Source organism: Aquimixticola soesokkakensis, assembly GCF_900172375.1.
Lineage (GTDB): Bacteria > Pseudomonadota > Alphaproteobacteria > Rhodobacterales > Rhodobacteraceae > Aquimixticola > Aquimixticola soesokkakensis.
Genome location: NZ_FWFS01000004.1, coordinates 218770 through 234607 on the forward strand (window position 1 = coordinate 218770; position 15838 = coordinate 234607).

Consider the following 15838-nt stretch of genomic DNA (forward strand, 5'->3'; position numbering starts at 1 on the left):
CCCATCCCCCTTTCCCTCACCCGCCCTGCGCGATACACAAGCGCCAAACCCTAAAAAGATGCGGATCCGAACATATGGCGATGGAAAAGAACTTCGACGCGGGCACCAGCGAAGCACGCATTTACGAGGCTTGGGAAAAAGCGGGCGCGTTCAAAGCGGGCGCGAATGCCACGCGCGATGACACTTTCTGCATCATGCTGCCCCCCCCCAATGTCACCGGCTCGCTGCATGTGGGCCATGCTTTCAACCACACGCTGATGGACATCCTGACGCGCTGGAAACGGATGCAGGGCTTTGACACGCTGTGGCAACCGGGCCTTGATCACGCCGGCATTGCGACGCAGTTGCAGGTGGAGAAAATGCTTGCCGCCACCAACCAGCCGTCGCGGCGCGAACTGGGGCGCGAGAAATTCCTCGAAAAAGTCTGGGAATGGAAAGAGAAGTTCGGCGGCACCATCGTCGAGCAGGACAAGCGTCTGGGCACATCGATGGATTGGGACCGCCTTGCCTTTACCATGGACGAGCAGTTTCACGATGCGGTGCTCAAGGTTTTCGTGGACATGTATGCCAAAGGGCTGATCACCCGCGGCAAGCGGCTTGTGAACTGGGACCCGCATTTCGAAACCGCGATTTCCGATCTTGAAGTGGAAAACACCGAAGTTGCCGGTCACATGTGGCACTTCAAATACAAACTCGCCGGCGGCGAGACCTATGAGTACATCGAAAAAGACGAGGACGGCGCGGTCACCTTCCGCGAAACCCGCGACTATATTTCGATCGCCACGACACGCCCCGAAACCATGCTGGGCGACGGCGCGGTTGCGGTGAACCCCAAAGATGCGCGCTACGCCCCGATCGTGGGGAAAATGGTGCATCTGCCGCTCTGTGACCGCCTGATCCCCATCGTTTCCGACGAATATCCCGATCCCGATTTCGGCTCGGGGGCGGTAAAAATCACCGGCGCGCATGATTTCAACGACTACCAGGTCGCCAAGCGCTGCAATCTTCCCATGTACCGGCTGATGGATACCAAAGGCGCGATGCGTGCCGACGGGCTACCCTATGAGGACTGCGTGGCGCGCGCGCGCGAGATTGCCGCCGGTGCCGTTGCGGGCGAAATGGAGATCGACAGCCTCAACCTTGTGCCCGAAAAATACCGCGGCATGGATCGCTTCGACGCCCGCGCGGCGGTGATTGCCGACATCACTGCTGCTGGGCTTGCCGTGACCACGCTGGTGAAATCCATCGACGAGGACACAGGCGCCGAGCACATGGAAGCCGTGCCCGTTGTCGACAACAAACCGGTGATGCAGCCCTTTGGCGATCGCTCCGGCGTGGTGATCGAGCCGATGCTGACCGACCAGTGGTTCGTGGATACGGCCAAGATCGTGCAACCCGCGCTGGACGCTGTGCGCTCTGGCCGCACCAAGATCATCCCGGAGTCGGGCGAAAAGGTCTACTACCACTGGCTCGAGAATATCGAGCCCTGGTGCATTTCGCGCCAGCTGTGGTGGGGCCACCAGATCCCCGTCTGGTACGGGCTGGACCTTGGCTATGAGCAACCGCTCGAAACCGAAGGCGATCTGGACGAAGTCGATCTGCACAAGCTGCTGATCGAGGGCGGCATGATGCACCGCAAGGATGTCTACCACTGCGCGGCCTCCTTCGAGGCCGTGACGGAGGCCTTCAAAGGCGAGATTGCCGACACCCCCACCCCGATCAACCACGCCCGCATCATCGAAGTGGCCGACAAACAGGAAGCGATGGAAACACTCGCCGCCGCTTTGGGCCAATATGCCGTCGATCAGGACCCGACCAAACTGGTCTATCCGGTCTGGCGCGACGCAGATGTGCTCGACACGTGGTTCTCCTCGGGCCTGTGGCCGATTGGCACGCTGGGCTGGCCCCAAGACACCGACGCGCTGAAAAAATACTTCCCCACCAATGTGCTGGTTACAGGGCAGGACATCCTGTTTTTCTGGGTTGCGCGCATGATGATGATGCAGCTTGCCGTGGTGGACGACATCCCCTTCGACACCGTCTACCTGCATCAGCTCGTGCGCGACGAGAAGGGCAAGAAGATGTCGAAAACCACCGGAAACGTCATCGACCCGCTTGAAATCGTGGATGAATACGGCGCCGATGCCCTGCGCATGACCAACGCGGCCATGGCCTCGATTGGCGGCGTGCTGAAACTCTCGGTCGAGCGGATCAAAGGCTATCGCAACTTTGGCACCAAACTCTGGAATGCCACGAAATTTGCGGAAATGAACGAGGTCTTCAGCCAGTACGACCCCTCCGTAATGCCGACGCCCACCGCGACGCTGAACAAATGGATCATCGGGGAAACGGCCAAGGTCCGCATGGATGTCGACGCGGCGCTTGGCGCCTACCGTTTCAACGACGCGGCATTGGGCCTCTATGCCTTCGTCTGGGGCAAGGTCTGCGACTGGTATGTCGAACTGTCCAAACCGCTGTTCTATGACGGTGACGAGGCGATCAAGGCCGAAACCCGCCAAACCATGGGCTGGGTGCTTGATCAATGCCTGATCATGCTGCACCCCATCATGCCCTTCATCACCGAAGAGCTCTGGGCCATGACCGGCGTGACCCGCCGCAAAATGCTGGTCCATGCGGATTGGCCAAGCTTTGGAACCGAGTTGATCGACACGCACGCCGACCGCGAAATGAACTGGGTGATCGGCCTCATCGACTCCATCCGCTCGGCCCGGGCCGAAATGCACGTTCCCGCAGGGCTGAAAGTGCCGCTGGTGATCGTCGACATCGATGCCAACGGCGACGCCGCCTTTGCCAACAACAAAGCGATGATCGAAAAACTTGCCCGCATCGATGGCGTCACCCGCGTCGCGCAGATGCCCAAAGGCGCGGTGACCATCGCTGCGGAGGGGGCCACCTTCGGCCTGCCGCTGGCCGGCCTCATCGACGTAGCCGAGGAAAAAGCACGGCTGCAAAAGTCGCTCGACAAACTGGCCAAGGAAATGGGCGGCCTCAAAGGACGGTTGAACAACCCCAATTTCGTCGCCTCCGCGCCGGAGGAAGTCGTCGCCGAAGCCCGCGAAAACCTCGCCGCGCGCCAAGAAGAAGACGCAAAACTCAAAGCTGCCCTCACAAGACTCGCGCAAATCGGCTGATCTTTTGCACTCCTGAAACGGGAAAGGCGCGTTCCAGTGGGGCGCGCCTTTTGGTTTCTTTCGGATAAAAATACCCAACGTCACGCCACTTGCCAAAGGGCCGACAGTGGGTATTTGGATCCGAAAGAAGCCAGATGTCTGGCAAAATTCACAGATGTGGACAAGCGTCACTTTTGTGATAATCTCCTCACATGAATGACACCACGCCCCTCCCCAACGACGCCTCGCGTGAGCATCTGATGGTGCAGGTCGCGCGCATGACCTATCAGCAGGACAAGTCCCAGACCGAGATTGCACTGGAAACCGGGCTGAACCGCTGGCAAGTGGCGCGGCTATTGGCCGATGCCCGTGATACCGGTGTGGTTCGCATTGAAATCGTGCCGCGCAATCATCGCCTGCCCGACCTTGAAAGCCGCCTGTTGCGCGCCTTTGGCTTGCGCGATGCGGTCGTCGTGCCAACGGACGCGGGCGGCGATGCGGTTGCCCTTGTTGCGGGGGCCTATCTGGCTGGCTTGCGGCCCCGCCCCGATGTGGTGGGCGTGTCGTGGGGGCGGACGATGGCCGAGGTCGCCCATTGGCTTCCCGAAGGCTGGGCACAAGGCGTCACGGTGGTTCAGATCAACGGGACTGTGGCCCCCAAGCCGCAGGCGCGCGGGCACAACGATGTCGCAGAAACCTTTGCCGTCAAAGGCAACGGGCGCTTTGTGCCGCTGCCCGTTCCCGCCATCGTGGGCGCGCGCGAGACACGCGATATCCTGATGCGCGACCGCATCGTGTCGGACGTGATCAACATTGCCAAAGGCGCGAAATTGCTATGCTTTTCCTTTGGCGCCTTGGGCGAGGATTCCGCTCTGGTCCATTCGGGCAATCTGCTGGCCTCCGAAGTCGAAGCCCTTTTGAAAGCGGGGGCTGTTGGCGACATTCTGGGCCATATCATCGACGCCGAGGGGCGGATTATCGCCCCTGATATTGATGCGCGCACCATCGGGCTGGATCTGGGCACTCTGGCGCAGGCCGAGCGCTCTGTCGGCGTGGCCTATGGCGCGCAAAAACATGCCGTGACGCGCGCCGCCCTGCGCGCGGGTCTTGTAAACACGCTCGTCACCGACGAGGACACCGCAATTTTCGCTCTGGAGCAGACCACATGAGCCATGATTTCCCCCGCAATCCGGGTCAGCCGCTCGACACGAGCGCTTTCGAACGCCAGCAGATCAATCTGCGCGCAACCGAGCGGCGTGCAGCGCAGATTGCAACCCGTCGCTCGGTCAAGAAAAACTACCAAGCCGCGTGGTTGGTCAATGCGATCAAGGTGATTGATCTGACCACACTGGCGGGGGATGACACGGCCGCGCGGGTGCGCAGGCTCTGTGCCAAGGCCCGTCAGCCGCTTGCCCCGCATATTCTCCAGGGTCTCGGGATCGCACCGGTGACGACAGGGGCTGTGTGCGTCTACCCCACGATGGTGCCCCACGCGGTGGATGCTTTGGCCGGCACGGGCATTCCCGTGGCCTCTGTCGCGACGGGGTTTCCCGCGGGTTTGATGCCCCTGCCCCTGCGGCTTGAGGAGATCCGCTGGGCGGTGGCGCAAGGCGCCGCCGAGATCGACATCGTGATCACCCGCGAGCATGTGCTTGGTGGCAACTGGCAGGCGCTTTACGACGAGGTCGCGGCGATGCGCGCGGCCTGTGGCAACGCCCACCTCAAGGCCATTCTGGCGACCGGCGACTTGCAAACCCTGTCCAATGTCTACGCCGCGTCGATGGTTGCGATGCAGGCGGGGGCGGATTTCATCAAAACCTCGACCGGCAAGGAGGGCGTCAATGCCACCCTGCCCGTCTCGCTGACCATGGTGCGGGCGCTGCGCGACTACCGCGATGCCACGGGGCAGATGGTCGGGTTCAAACCCGCAGGTGGCCTGAAAACCGCCAAGGATGCCATTGTCTGGCAGAGCCTGATGAAAGAGGAGATGGGGGCCCCTTGGCTTGCGCCCGATCTGTTTCGCATCGGGGCGTCCTCGCTTTTGGGCGACATCGAGCGCCAGTTGGAACATCACGTCACCGGGCGCTACGCCGCCGCCCACCGCCACGCTGTTGCGTAAAGGTCTAAAAATGCCCACAATTTCCGAGATTCTCATGACCATGGACTACGGCCCTGCCCCCGAGGACGCTTCGATCGCCCATGACTGGCTGGCCCGTCACGGCGCGCGGTTTGGTCATTTCATCGCTGGCACGCTGACCAGCCCCCACACCACATTTGCCACGATCAACCCGGCAACCTCTGTCGAGCTGGCGCAGGTGAGTGCGGGCAGCGCGGCCGATGTCGATGCCGCCGTGGAGGCCGCGCGCGCGGCGCAGCCCAAATGGGCGGCCCTGTCGGGGCATCAACGCGCGCGGCATTTGTACGCGCTGGCCCGCCACGTCCAGCAGCACGCGCGGCTTTTGTCGGTGCTGGAAACGCTGGACAACGGCAAGCCGATCCGCGAAAGCCGCGATATCGATATCCCGCTGGTGATCCGCCATTTCTACCACCATGCCGGCTGGGCCGAAGTGCTGGCCGACGAATTCCCCGCCGCCACGCCGCTGGGGGTCTGTGCGCAGGTGATCCCGTGGAATTTCCCGCTGTTGATGCTGGCGTGGAAGGTCGCGCCCGCTCTGGCTGCGGGCAACACAGTCGTTCTCAAACCTGCCGAATACACCCCGCTCACGGCGCTGGCCTTTGCGCAAATCGCCCATGAAGCGGGTTTGCCGGAGGGTGTGCTCAACATCGTGACGGGGGACGGCGAGACAGGGGCGCTGCTGACGGGGCATGCGGGCGTGGATAAAGTCGCCTTCACCGGATCGACCGAGGTGGGCCGTCTCATTCGCAAGCAGATCGCGGGATCGGGCAAGGCCCTGACGCTGGAACTCGGGGGGAAATCGCCTTTCATCGTCTTTGCGGACGCGGATCTGGACGCGGCGGTCGAAGGTGTCGTGGACGCCATCTGGTTTAACGGCGGGCAGGTGTGTTGCGCGGGATCGCGGCTGTTGGTGGCCGAAGCTGTCGCCCCCCGGTTCACCGCTTTGCTCAAAGCGCGGCTTGGCAAATTGGTGACGGGCGATCCGCTGGATAAATCTGTGGATCTCGGGGCCATCGTGCATCCTGTGCAGCTTGAGCGGATCACCTCGCTGGTCGATCAGGGCGTTGCCGAGGGGGCCGTCTTGACGCAAGGAGCCGCCCCCGAGGGCTGTTTCTTTGCGCCCACGCTGGCCGAAAACGTCGATCCGGCCAGCATTCTGGCGACCACGGAAATTTTTGGCCCCGTGGCGACGCTCACGACCTTTCGCACGCCCGCTGACGCGCTGGTGTTGGCAAATGCCACCAACTACGGGCTGGCCGCCTCGATCTGGTCGGAAAATATTTCGCTTGCCCTCGACATGGCAGCCAAGGTGAAAGCGGGGGTTGTCTGGATCAATGCCACCAACCTGTTTGATGCGGCTGCGGGCTTTGGCGGGATGCGCGAAAGCGGCTTTGGCCGCGAGGGCGGGCGCGAAGGCATGGTGGCCTATCTGGCCATGCCATCGCCCAAAGCGGGCAAGGCCGAAACGCCGCCCGCCGCCTGTGATCCCTTGCCAGGTGACACAGCGCCAGGGGCAAAGGGGGGCATAGACCGCACGGCCAAGCTCTACATCGCCGGCAAGCAGACCCGCCCCGACAGCGGCTATTCCTATGCGGTGCAGGGTCCCAAGGGCGCAATCGGCCTTGCGCCTTTGGGCAATCGCAAGGATATCCGCAACGCGGTGGAAGCCGCGCACAAAGCCTTTGGCTGGGGCAAAGCCACCGGCCATAACCGCGCGCAGGTGCTGTATTATTTCGCCGAAAACCTGGAGGCGCGCGCCGAGGAATTCGTCGCACGGCTCACGGCCATGGGCCTTGGCAAATCCGCCAGATCCGAAGTCGACACAGCGGTGCAGCGTGCCTTCTGGTACGCCGCACAGGCTGATAAATTCGACGGGCATGTGCATTCCACACAGGCCAATCACGTAACGCTCGCCATGCATGAACCGATGGGCGTCATCGCAATTTCCTGCCCGGATCGCAGCCCGCTTTTGGGCTTTGTCTCGCTGGTGCTGCCCGCGATTGCCACGGGCAATGCGGTGGTGGTCACGCCCTCGCAAAGCCATCCGTTGATCGCCTGCGATCTGGTGCAAGTCATGGAAACCTCCGACATTCCCGCAGGGGTCATCAACATCGTGACAGGCCCGCGCGACGACCTTGCGCGCGTGTTGGCCGATCACGACGATGTGGCCGCACAGTGGTATTTCGGTACGGCGCAGAGCTGCGCGGATGTTGAAGCCCGCTCGGCGGGGAACCTCAAGCAAACCTGGGTCGAGGTGGCGGGTCTGCGCGATTTCTCAAGCTCTGCGGGCTATGGCAAAGGATTCCTTCACCGCGCCACGCAGGTCAAGAACATCTGGGTGCCCTACGGCATCTAGGCCGCGGGCCTTATGCGCCCGCAGCGATCACCTTGGTCGCGGCCTCAAGCGCGCCTGCGCCGCGCGCGATTCCCAAGGCCTCGAAAGCCGCTTCAAGGCTGGCGATATTGCCCAAGACCATATGGGCGTTCAAATGCCCCATATGGCCGACGCGGAAAAACCCGTGCCATTCGGGTGACGCGGGATCGACCAGACCAAGGGAAATGCCAAGCGTCACGCCAGCCTCCTGTTCCATCCATTCGCGCAGACGGGTGGCATCGGGGGCGGTCATGCGCAGCGTCGTGACAGCATTCGACCGCGCGGCGGGATCGGCGATGTTCAACTCGGTGCATCCCCATGCCGCAAAGGCCGCGTGATAGGCGCTGGCAAGGGTCGCATGGCGGGCCCAGACGGCCTCCAACCCCTCCTCGAGGATCATATCGACCGCCGCGCGCAGGGCGTAGAGGTGATGGGTCGGTGCCGTCCCGTCGAAATATTCATAGAGTTGCGCAGGCGTGGCGCGCCCCGTCCAATCCCAATAGGGCGTGCGCAAATCTGCGGCTTTTCCCGCCTCCAAGGCGCGGTCGGAGAACCAGATAAATCCCATGCCCGGCGGGGTCATCAGACCCTTTTGCGAGGCGGCGATCATCACATCGACGTTCCAGTCGTCAAACCGGAACTCGTCGCAGCCCAGCGAGGCAATGCAATCCACCATCAACAGCGCCGGATGCCCCAAATCGCGCATCGCCGCCCCCAAGGCTTTGATATCATTGCGCACCGACGTGGCCGTATCGACGTGAACGCAGGTCACCGCCTTGATGGTGTGATGGCTGTCAAGCTTGAGCGCATTGATCACCTGCGCCACTTCCAACGCGGCGCGATTGCCAAAATCAAGCTCTGCAACCTGCGCGCCCAAGGCGCGCGCCACCCCTGCCCAACCGGAGCCGAAGTTGCCCGTGACCAGCGACAAAACCCGATCCCCGCGCGAGATCACATTGCTCAGGGATGCTTCCCAAAGACCATGACCGTTGGTGATATACATCGCCAGATTCTGCGAGGTGCCGGCAATGGTTTTCAGGTCGGGCACCAGGCCGTGGGTCATGTCGACCATCTCGCCGGTATAGATATTGGGCGCGGACCGCATCATCGCGCGCAGAACGCGCTCGGGCATCACAGAGGGGCCCGGAATAGCAAGGTAGGTGCGACCATTGGCAAGGGACATCGGCGCGGCTTTCTGTAAAAGTGGACTATCTGATCAAAAGCCGTACCCTTCGCATCTGCGCCGGTCAATCGCCGCGGCTCCCCTCAGGGCCCCTGCACCGCATCCCTTTGCGGCACATGCCACTTTCGCAGGCAGGCTGCGGGGCGCGAAAACCTTGCGCCAGAGCGTGGGGGCGGTTAAATCGGCAGTCAGCCCAGACTGTCTCATGACATCAAACACGCCACGACGGTCCGCAAAGGAACCCGCCCATGTTTTCCAAACTCCAGCAATCCTTCAAGAAACTGGAACGGGCGAAAGTCGGCTCTTTTGGAAATGACATCGAAAGCCCCAAGGGCCGCCGCGCCGCGATGTGGCATTTCCACCTCGTTGATCATGCGTTCCTGCGCGGCCTTTGGACCAACCTCGACCAGATCGCGCCGCAGGTTTGGCGCTCGAACCAGCCGGGACCGGCGCGCGTCGAACGCTACGCCAAAATGGGGATCAAAACGATCATCAACCTGCGTGGCACCCCCAATGTCAGCCACTATCTGCTGGAACGCCAGGCCTGCGCCGCCCATGGCATTGCGCTGGAATCTCTGGCGCTCAAAGCCCGCCACGCGGCCAAGACCGAAGACTACCTTGCGCTGCTCGATCTGTTTGATCGCGTCGAGAAGCCGTTTTTGATGCATTGCAAATCGGGCGCGGACCGCGCGGGTCTGGCCAGTGCCTTTTACCTGCTGCATGCCTGCGGGGCGAGCGTGCCAGAGGCCCGAAAGCAACTGCACATCCGCTATATGCACCTCTCGACAACCAAAACCGGCGTGCTGGACTATCTGCTTGATTGCTTTGAAGCCGATCTGGCGCGCCTTGGGCCGATCCCGCTGCGCGACTGGCTGACCCATCACTACGACCGCAAGGCCGTAAACGACGGGTTCACCCCGCGCTGGGGGCGCAAGTGAGCCAACAGCCCACCGCCCCCCTCCCCGCAAAACAGGGTCAAAACCAGCGGCTTGGCCTGTGGCTGTGGCGGGCCTACATCCGGCGGCACACGGGCAAGATCCTGCTTGCCATGCTGTTCATGGCGCTGGAGGGGTCGGTTCTGGGCATCCTGAGCTACTTCGTCCAGCCGATGTTTGACAATGTGCTTGTCGGCTCGGATGGCGCGGCGTTGAAATGGGTGGCGCTTGGCGCGGTTGGCATCCTGTCTTTGCGCGCGGTGTCGACCTTCACCCAGCGCAACCTGATGGCCTCGGTGCAGACCAAAGTCTCGACCACGTTGCAGGCCGATATGGTCGCCCACATGCTGACGCTCGATGGCGATTTCTACCAAGACAACACCCCCGGCGTTCTGATCGAGCGCACGCGCGGCGACACGCTGGCCGCCTCCACCATCTGGAACACCGTCGCGACCTCGGTGGGGCGCGATATGGTCAGCCTGATCTCTCTGCTGGGCGTTGCCCTTTACACCGACTGGACCTGGACGCTGATCGCCGTGGCGGGGGCGCCCTTGGTGCTGTTCCCGATCACGGTGCTGCAAAAACGGGTGCGCCGCGCCACCCGCGCCGCGCGCGCCGCCGCCGCCACCGTGTCCAACCGGCTGGACGAAATTTTCCACGGGGCCGTCACGATCAAACTGTCCGCGACCGAAAAACGCGAAGCCAAACGTTTTGGAGCGACGCTCAACACCCAGCGCCGCGCGGAACTGAAGGCGGTGATGGGACAAGCGGCCATTCCCGGGCTGATCGACCTTGTGGCCGGCATCGGCCTTGCGGGGGTCCTGTACTACGGCGGCGGGCAGATCGTTGCGGGCGAGAAAACCGTCGGGGAATTCATGTCGTTTTTCACCGCCATCGCACTGGTGTTCGAACCGCTGCGCCGCGTGGGCAATATTTCGGGCACATGGCAGGTGGCCTTGGGGTCCATCGAACGCATCCACGGGATTTTCGAGGCCAAGCCGACGATCAAATCGCCCGCCACCCCTGTCGCTCTTGCCAAACCCGCGCGCGAGGCGGACATCACCTTGGCCAACGTGTCCTTTGCCTATGGCACCGCCCCCGTGCTGCGCGGCGCAACCTTCACGGCGCGCGCGGGCGAGACCACCGCGCTTGTGGGGGCGTCGGGCGCAGGAAAATCCACCGTTTTCAACCTGCTCACGCGGCTCGTGGACGCCACGGACGGCGAAATTACCATCGGCGGGCAGGATATCCGAACCCTCGCCCTGCCCCAATTGCGCAACCTCTATTCGGTCGTCAGCCAGGAGACCCTGCTGTTTGACGAAAGCCTGCGCGACAATATCACCATGGGCGAAACGCCTGATCCTGCGCAGCTGACGGCGGCGATGGACGCCGCGCATGTGTCGGAATTCGTGCAAGGTCTTGGCAATGGCCTGGACACGGCGGCCGGTCCGCGCGGCTCGGCGCTGTCGGGCGGGCAACGCCAACGGATCGCGATTGCGCGCGCAGTGCTGCGCGACCGTCCGGTGCTTTTGCTCGACGAGGCGACATCGGCGCTGGATGCGCGCTCGGAAAAGATCGTGCAAGAGGCCCTGGAACGCCTGTCGAAAGGGCGCACAACGCTGGTGATCGCGCACCGCCTCTCGACCATCCGCGCCGCGCATTCCATCGTGGTGATGGATCGCGGACGCGTGGTGGACCAAGGCACCCATGAGGAGCTTCTGGCGCGGGGCGGCATCTATGCCGACCTCTATCGCCTGCAATATTCCGAAGGCAAAACCGTGTCGGATGCCAGGGCCAAGGCGATCGCCGCCCCCGATGCTGCGCAGGACAGCGATGAAACCCCGAGCCCGCTCGCGCGGATGTTCAGCGCCTTTTCAACGATCTGGAAACGCTAGGCGCGCAAAAGACGCGCGACCGGCATCAGGCCAAAGCGCCCCCAGATGCGCGCGCGAAGTCCGACCGGCAGTCGAAAGGCAGAGCGCCTTGCGCCCTGCGCGCCGCTCAACACCAGCGCTTCGACACGGCCCACCCAGCCCTCGGGCAAACGCGCGCCCTGCGCCAGTTCCAGCCGCCATGCCGCGCCGCAGGCGGCGCGCGCCGCCGTCACGCCGCCCTCGACAATCTCGGCCCCGACCGCATCGATCAGATCCGCCAAACCGTCATGGGCAAGATCACAGACCAGCACTTCGCGGATCAGACCCGCGTCAATTCCGGCCATGAGGTCTTTGACCTGCGCCGTAAATCCGGCTGCATTCGCCACCCCTGTGATCACAACCGAAACCGGTGCGCGCATCGCAAACTCTCCAACAACTCGGCCCTTCTGTTTTCGGGCCTGCAGACCTATATTCCATGCGCACGCCCAAAGACGAGACATAATTGCAAAGGGGCGCAACGAGAGGCCGAATGATGAGCATTCCCGAGCACGACACCCCCCGTCACATTCTGGAAATCAGCGGTACGCAGCGGCGCAAGTTCCTGCAAGGGCTGGTGTCCAACGACGTGAACCGGCTGGATGAGGGCATGGTCTATGCCGCCCTTCTGACCCCGCAGGGAAAATATCTGTGCGACTTCCTGCTGGTGGAAGAGGACGGGGTGATCCTGCTCGACGCCCCTGCCCCGCTGGCGCCGGCCCTGTTCCAGCGACTGGGCATGTACAAACTGCGCTCCGATGTCACTCTGACGCCCTCACAGCGCGCGCTGGCGCGAGGTCTGGGCGACGTGCCCGCCGGTGCCTACGCCGACCCGCGCGACCCGGCCCTTGGCTGGCGGGCCTATGACGGGCGCGACAGCGAGGATCACGACTGGACCGCGCTGCGTGTCGCGCAGTGCATTCCCGAAGCGGGAATTGAATTGACCCCCGACAGCTACCTGTTGGAAAGCCGCTTCGAAGCCCTCAACGGTGTTGATTTTCGCAAAGGTTGCTACGTCGGCCAAGAGGTGACCGCGCGGATGAAACATAAGACCGAGCTGCGCAAGGGCCTGCGCCGCGTCGCCCTCACCGGCCATGCGCCCATCGGCACGCCCCTGTTAAACGACAGCGGCAAAGAGGCGGGCACGCTGTATTCCCAAGCCGATGGTCACGCCATCGCCTACCTGCGGTTTGACCGCGCCACCGGCCCGTTACGCGCGGGCGACGCGGTGATCACGCCCTGACGCCGCAAGCCGCAGCCGCCCCCACAGACCGAAAAGGCCACCCGCGCGGGGTGGCCTTTGTCATCATACTTGCGTGAGCGCGCCGTGATCGGTTGCGGCGCGCCCGCGCGCTGCCCCCGCCCGCAATGAGGCGCGGATCACCTAGGGATCACCTAGGGATCAGGCGCGGGGATCAGGCGCGTTCGGAATATTCCATGGTCTCGGTGTTGACGATGATCGCCTCGTCCTGACCGACAAAGGGCGGCACCATGACGCGCACGCCATTGTCGAGGATCGCGGGTTTGAACGAATTTGCCGCCGTCTGGCCTTTGACCACCGGCTCGGTTTCGACGATGACGCAGGTCACTTTTTGCGGAACGGTCGCGTTCAACGCCTCTTCGTCGTGGAATTCGACGACGATGGTCATCCCGTCTTGCAAGAAGGGGCGACGATCCCCCAAAAGTTCAGCATCCAGAGTGACTTGGTCATAGGTTTCGACATCCATAAAGGTCAGCTGACCGTCGGATTCGAACAGGAACTGCATGTCTTTTTGCTCAAGACGTACACGCTCGACCTTATCAGCAGAGCGGAAGCGTTCGTTGAGTTTGCGCCCGTCGCGCAGGTTCTTCATTTCGACCTGGGCAAAGGCACCGCCCTTGCCGGGCTTGACGTGGTCGACTTTGACGGCGCCCCAAAGGCCCCCGTCGTGCTCCAGAACATAACCGGGGCGGATCTCGTTTCCGTTAATTTTGGGCATTGGGCAAAACCATGACAGAAGGTTGACTGAATTCTGGCTGACCCTATATCTGGCCTATCCCTGCAGAGCAAGGAAACAAGATCGAGTAACGTTAACTGTTCATCAATGCGCCAATCGCATAGGTGATATGCAAGAACCGGTTACCCGAATCAAGGCGAACCTGTCATAAGGGCCCACGCCAAGATGACAAGAGCAATAAAGCAAGGAAACAGAATGGCTGATTTTGTTGACGGCACTGCATATAATTACGAGCAAGGCCAACGCGCGCGCAAACTCTTTGCCGCTGTCGTTCTCGCCGCCCTCGACGATGCAATCGCCGATGACAAGAAATACGGCAACGGCCCAGAGCAAATCGCGCGCTGGGCACGCTCGCGTGATGGTCGCGAAGTTCTGTCATGTGCCGGTATCGACCCCAACGAACGGGTTGTGTCCGGTCTGATGGAATTCGTGTCCAAAGGCATCCGCACCTCCGTCGCGCTTTCGCGCGAGGAAAGCGAACGCCGCCACGCACAAGCCGAAGCGGAAGCCGCCTAAAGCGCGACTTCCCCACTGCGGTCAACGGGTGGCTTTTTGAAACCCGCCGACCACGCTGCCTGATCTTGAGAAAAGAGGCGTCCCCTACTGCTGGGGGACGCCTCTTTTGGTTTTCACCCGCTGCTTTTGGTTTTCACCCGCTGCCGCCGCGCTCTTCTGCTTTGACACGAACTCCGCTACACCTGCGCCAAAGCAACGGAGCGCGCAGGCATGGCAAAAGCGATTATGATCCAAGGGGCAGGATCGAATGTCGGCAAATCGATGATCGTCGCGGGCCTGTGCCGCGCGGCGCATAATCGCGGGCTCAGCGTGGCCCCGTTCAAACCGCAAAACATGTCCAACAACGCGGCCGTGACCGAGGATGGCGGCGAGATCGGCCGCGCGCAGGCCTTGCAGGCGCGCGCCTGCCACCGCGCGCCCCATACGGATATGAACCCCGTGCTGCTCAAGCCTGAAACGGACACCGGCGCGCAGGTTATCGTGCAGGGGCAGCGCGTCGCGACCCTCAAGGCACGCGACTACGGTGCGATGAAAGCCGGCCTGATGCCGCGTGTTCTCGACAGTTTCCACCGCCTTGCCGCCAGTGCCGATCTTGTGATCATCGAAGGCGCCGGAAGCCCTGCCGAAATCAACCTGCGCGCGGGGGACATTGCCAATATGGGGTTTGCCGAGGCGGCGAATGTACCCGTCATTCTGGTGGGTGACATCGACCGTGGCGGCGTGATCGCGCAGCTGGCGGGCACCCATCTGGTACTGCCCGCGCAAGATCGCGACCGGATCAAAGCCTTCATCGTAAACAAGTTTCGCGGCGATGTATCGCTGTTTGCCGATGGCGCGCGTGCCATCACCACCCATACCGGCTGGCCCGATCTGGGCACCCTGCCGTGGTTTTCACAGGCACACCGCCTGCCCGCCGAGGACGTGATGGACATTGCCTCGCGCGGGACGGGGCGCTTCAAGATTGCGGTGCCCAAACTGTCGCGCATCGCCAATTTCGATGACCTCGACCCGCTTGCAGCCGAGCCCGACAATCGCGTCGACATCATCGAAGCCGGTCGCCCCCTGCCCGCCGATGCCGATCTTGTGCTGCTTCCCGGGAGTAAATCCACCACCGGCGATCTGGCCTATTTCCGCGCCCAAGGCTGGGATATCGACCTTCTCGCCCATGTGCGTCGTGGGGGGCGTGTGCTGGGAATTTGCGGGGGCTATCAGATGCTTGGCCAGTGGATAGATGATCCCGACGGCATCGAGGGCGTAGCGGGGCGACACGCGGGGCTGGGCCTGCTCGACATCACCACGACCATGACAGCGCACAAGCGGCTCGCCAAGGTGCGCGCGACGCACCACGCCTCTGGAACCGCGCTGGAGGCCTATGAAATCCACATCGGCACGACCATAGGCCCCGACTGCGCGCGCGCATGGCTCAGCGTGGACGGTCGCCCCGAGGGCGCCACCAGCGCGAGTGGTTTGGTGCAGGGGTGTTACTTGCACGGGCTGTTCGCGAGCGATGCGTTTCGCGCCGCCTACCTTGGCCTTACCGCCGGTGACCTCGCCTTTGAGGCCGGTGTGGAGGCCGCGCTCGACGCGCTTGCCAGCCATGTCGAGGCGCATCTCGACATCGCGCAGCTGCTGGCGCTGGCGGCAGACGTCTAACG

General features: G+C 62.7%; 12 protein-coding genes. 9 read left to right on the top strand and 3 right to left on the bottom strand.

The genetic code is table 11. The features are described from left to right. Nucleotides 1–74: 74 nt before the first annotated feature. The 4 genes from AQS8620_RS06870 (at nt 75) to AQS8620_RS06885 (ending at nt 7624) form a co-directional block, all read left to right on the top strand. Nucleotides 75–3152, top strand: a complete 3078-nt coding sequence (locus tag AQS8620_RS06870; protein WP_085836101.1) for a valine--tRNA ligase — start codon at nt 75–77, stop codon at nt 3150–3152. A 191-nt stretch (nt 3153–3343) separates the two neighbouring features. Next, the gene (locus AQS8620_RS06875; RefSeq protein ID WP_085836102.1) at nt 3344–4300 is read left to right on the top strand and encodes a sugar-binding transcriptional regulator; all 957 of its coding nucleotides are present in this window, start codon (nt 3344–3346) and stop codon (nt 4298–4300) included. After that, entirely contained in the window at nt 4297–5250 is a 954-nt protein-coding gene (gene deoC, locus AQS8620_RS06880; RefSeq protein ID WP_085836103.1) for a deoxyribose-phosphate aldolase, read from the top strand. Before AQS8620_RS06875 ends, deoC begins: the two co-directional genes overlap by 4 nt. A gap of 10 nt (nt 5251–5260) precedes the next feature. Further along, the gene (locus AQS8620_RS06885) at nt 5261–7624 is read left to right on the top strand and encodes an aldehyde dehydrogenase family protein (protein ID WP_085836104.1); all 2364 of its coding nucleotides are present in this window, start codon (nt 5261–5263) and stop codon (nt 7622–7624) included. 10 nt (nt 7625–7634) lie between these two features. Here the strand turns inward: AQS8620_RS06885 and AQS8620_RS06890 are convergent, their stop codons facing one another. After that, a complete protein-coding gene (locus AQS8620_RS06890; protein ID WP_085836105.1) occupies nt 7635–8825 on the bottom strand; it encodes a pyridoxal-phosphate-dependent aminotransferase family protein in 1191 nt (396 codons plus the stop codon). Nucleotides 8826–9073: 248 nt separating this feature from the next. On the opposite strand from AQS8620_RS06890, the gene AQS8620_RS06895 reads away from it, so the two are divergent. Both AQS8620_RS06895 and AQS8620_RS06900 read left to right on the top strand, forming a co-directional pair. Then, nucleotides 9074–9763: a phosphatase domain-containing protein gene (locus AQS8620_RS06895; protein WP_085836106.1), complete on the top strand. Its 690-nt coding sequence runs from the start codon at nt 9074–9076 to the stop codon at nt 9761–9763. 110 nt (nt 9764–9873) lie between these two features. After that, nucleotides 9874–11655 carry an ABC transporter ATP-binding protein gene (locus AQS8620_RS06900; protein WP_085836186.1) on the top strand — a complete coding sequence of 594 codons (1782 nt, stop codon included), beginning with the start codon at nt 9874–9876 and terminating at the stop codon, nt 11653–11655. Here the strand turns inward: AQS8620_RS06900 and AQS8620_RS06905 are convergent. After that, nucleotides 11652–12053: a hypothetical protein gene (locus AQS8620_RS06905; protein ID WP_085836107.1), complete on the bottom strand. Its 402-nt coding sequence runs from the start codon at nt 12051–12053 to the stop codon at nt 11652–11654. The genes AQS8620_RS06900 and AQS8620_RS06905 overlap by 4 nt on opposite strands. A gap of 110 nt (nt 12054–12163) precedes the next feature. Here AQS8620_RS06905 and ygfZ point away from each other — a divergent pair, with 110 nt between their 5' ends. After that, entirely contained in the window at nt 12164–12913 is a 750-nt protein-coding gene (ygfZ, locus tag AQS8620_RS06910) for a CAF17-like 4Fe-4S cluster assembly/insertion protein YgfZ (RefSeq protein WP_234990399.1), read from the top strand. Nucleotides 12914–13085: 172 nt separating this feature from the next. Here the strand turns inward: ygfZ and efp are convergent, their stop codons facing one another. Continuing rightward, complete coding sequence (gene efp, locus AQS8620_RS06915; protein WP_085836108.1) at nt 13086–13649, bottom strand: elongation factor P; 564 nt, start codon at nt 13647–13649, stop codon at nt 13086–13088. Nucleotides 13650–13862: 213 nt separating this feature from the next. On the opposite strand from efp, the gene AQS8620_RS06920 reads away from it, so the two are divergent. Beyond that, the gene (locus tag AQS8620_RS06920; protein ID WP_085836109.1) at nt 13863–14183 is read left to right on the top strand and encodes a DUF6280 family protein; all 321 of its coding nucleotides are present in this window, start codon (nt 13863–13865) and stop codon (nt 14181–14183) included. 210 nt (nt 14184–14393) lie between these two features. Next, a complete protein-coding gene (locus AQS8620_RS06925) occupies nt 14394–15836 on the top strand; it encodes a cobyric acid synthase (protein ID WP_085836110.1) in 1443 nt (480 codons plus the stop codon). Nucleotides 15837–15838 lie beyond the last annotated feature (2 nt).

Bases quoted from the DNA above. Each gene is read 5' to 3' on its own strand.
- AQS8620_RS06900 (WP_085836186.1), top strand. From the start codon at position 9,874: ATGCTGTTCATGGCGCTGGAGGGGTCGGTTCTGGGCATCCTGAGCTAC.
- AQS8620_RS06875 (WP_085836102.1), top strand. From the start codon at position 3,344: ATGAATGACACCACGCCCCTCCCCAACGACGCCTCGCGTGAGCATCTG.
- AQS8620_RS06890 (WP_085836105.1), bottom strand. From the start codon at position 8,825: ATGTCCCTTGCCAATGGTCGCACCTACCTTGCTATTCCGGGCCCCTCT.
- deoC (WP_085836103.1), top strand. From the start codon at position 4,297: ATGAGCCATGATTTCCCCCGCAATCCGGGTCAGCCGCTCGACACGAGC.
- AQS8620_RS06905 (WP_085836107.1), bottom strand. From the start codon at position 12,053: ATGCGCGCACCGGTTTCGGTTGTGATCACAGGGGTGGCGAATGCAGCC.
- AQS8620_RS06885 (WP_085836104.1), top strand. From the start codon at position 5,261: ATGCCCACAATTTCCGAGATTCTCATGACCATGGACTACGGCCCTGCC.
- efp (WP_085836108.1), bottom strand. From the start codon at position 13,649: ATGCCCAAAATTAACGGAAACGAGATCCGCCCCGGTTATGTTCTGGAG.
- AQS8620_RS06870 (WP_085836101.1), top strand. From the start codon at position 75: ATGGCGATGGAAAAGAACTTCGACGCGGGCACCAGCGAAGCACGCATT.
- ygfZ (WP_234990399.1), top strand. From the start codon at position 12,164: ATGATGAGCATTCCCGAGCACGACACCCCCCGTCACATTCTGGAAATC.
- AQS8620_RS06920 (WP_085836109.1), top strand. From the start codon at position 13,863: ATGGCTGATTTTGTTGACGGCACTGCATATAATTACGAGCAAGGCCAA.
- AQS8620_RS06895 (WP_085836106.1), top strand. From the start codon at position 9,074: ATGTTTTCCAAACTCCAGCAATCCTTCAAGAAACTGGAACGGGCGAAA.
- AQS8620_RS06925 (WP_085836110.1), top strand. From the start codon at position 14,394: ATGGCAAAAGCGATTATGATCCAAGGGGCAGGATCGAATGTCGGCAAA.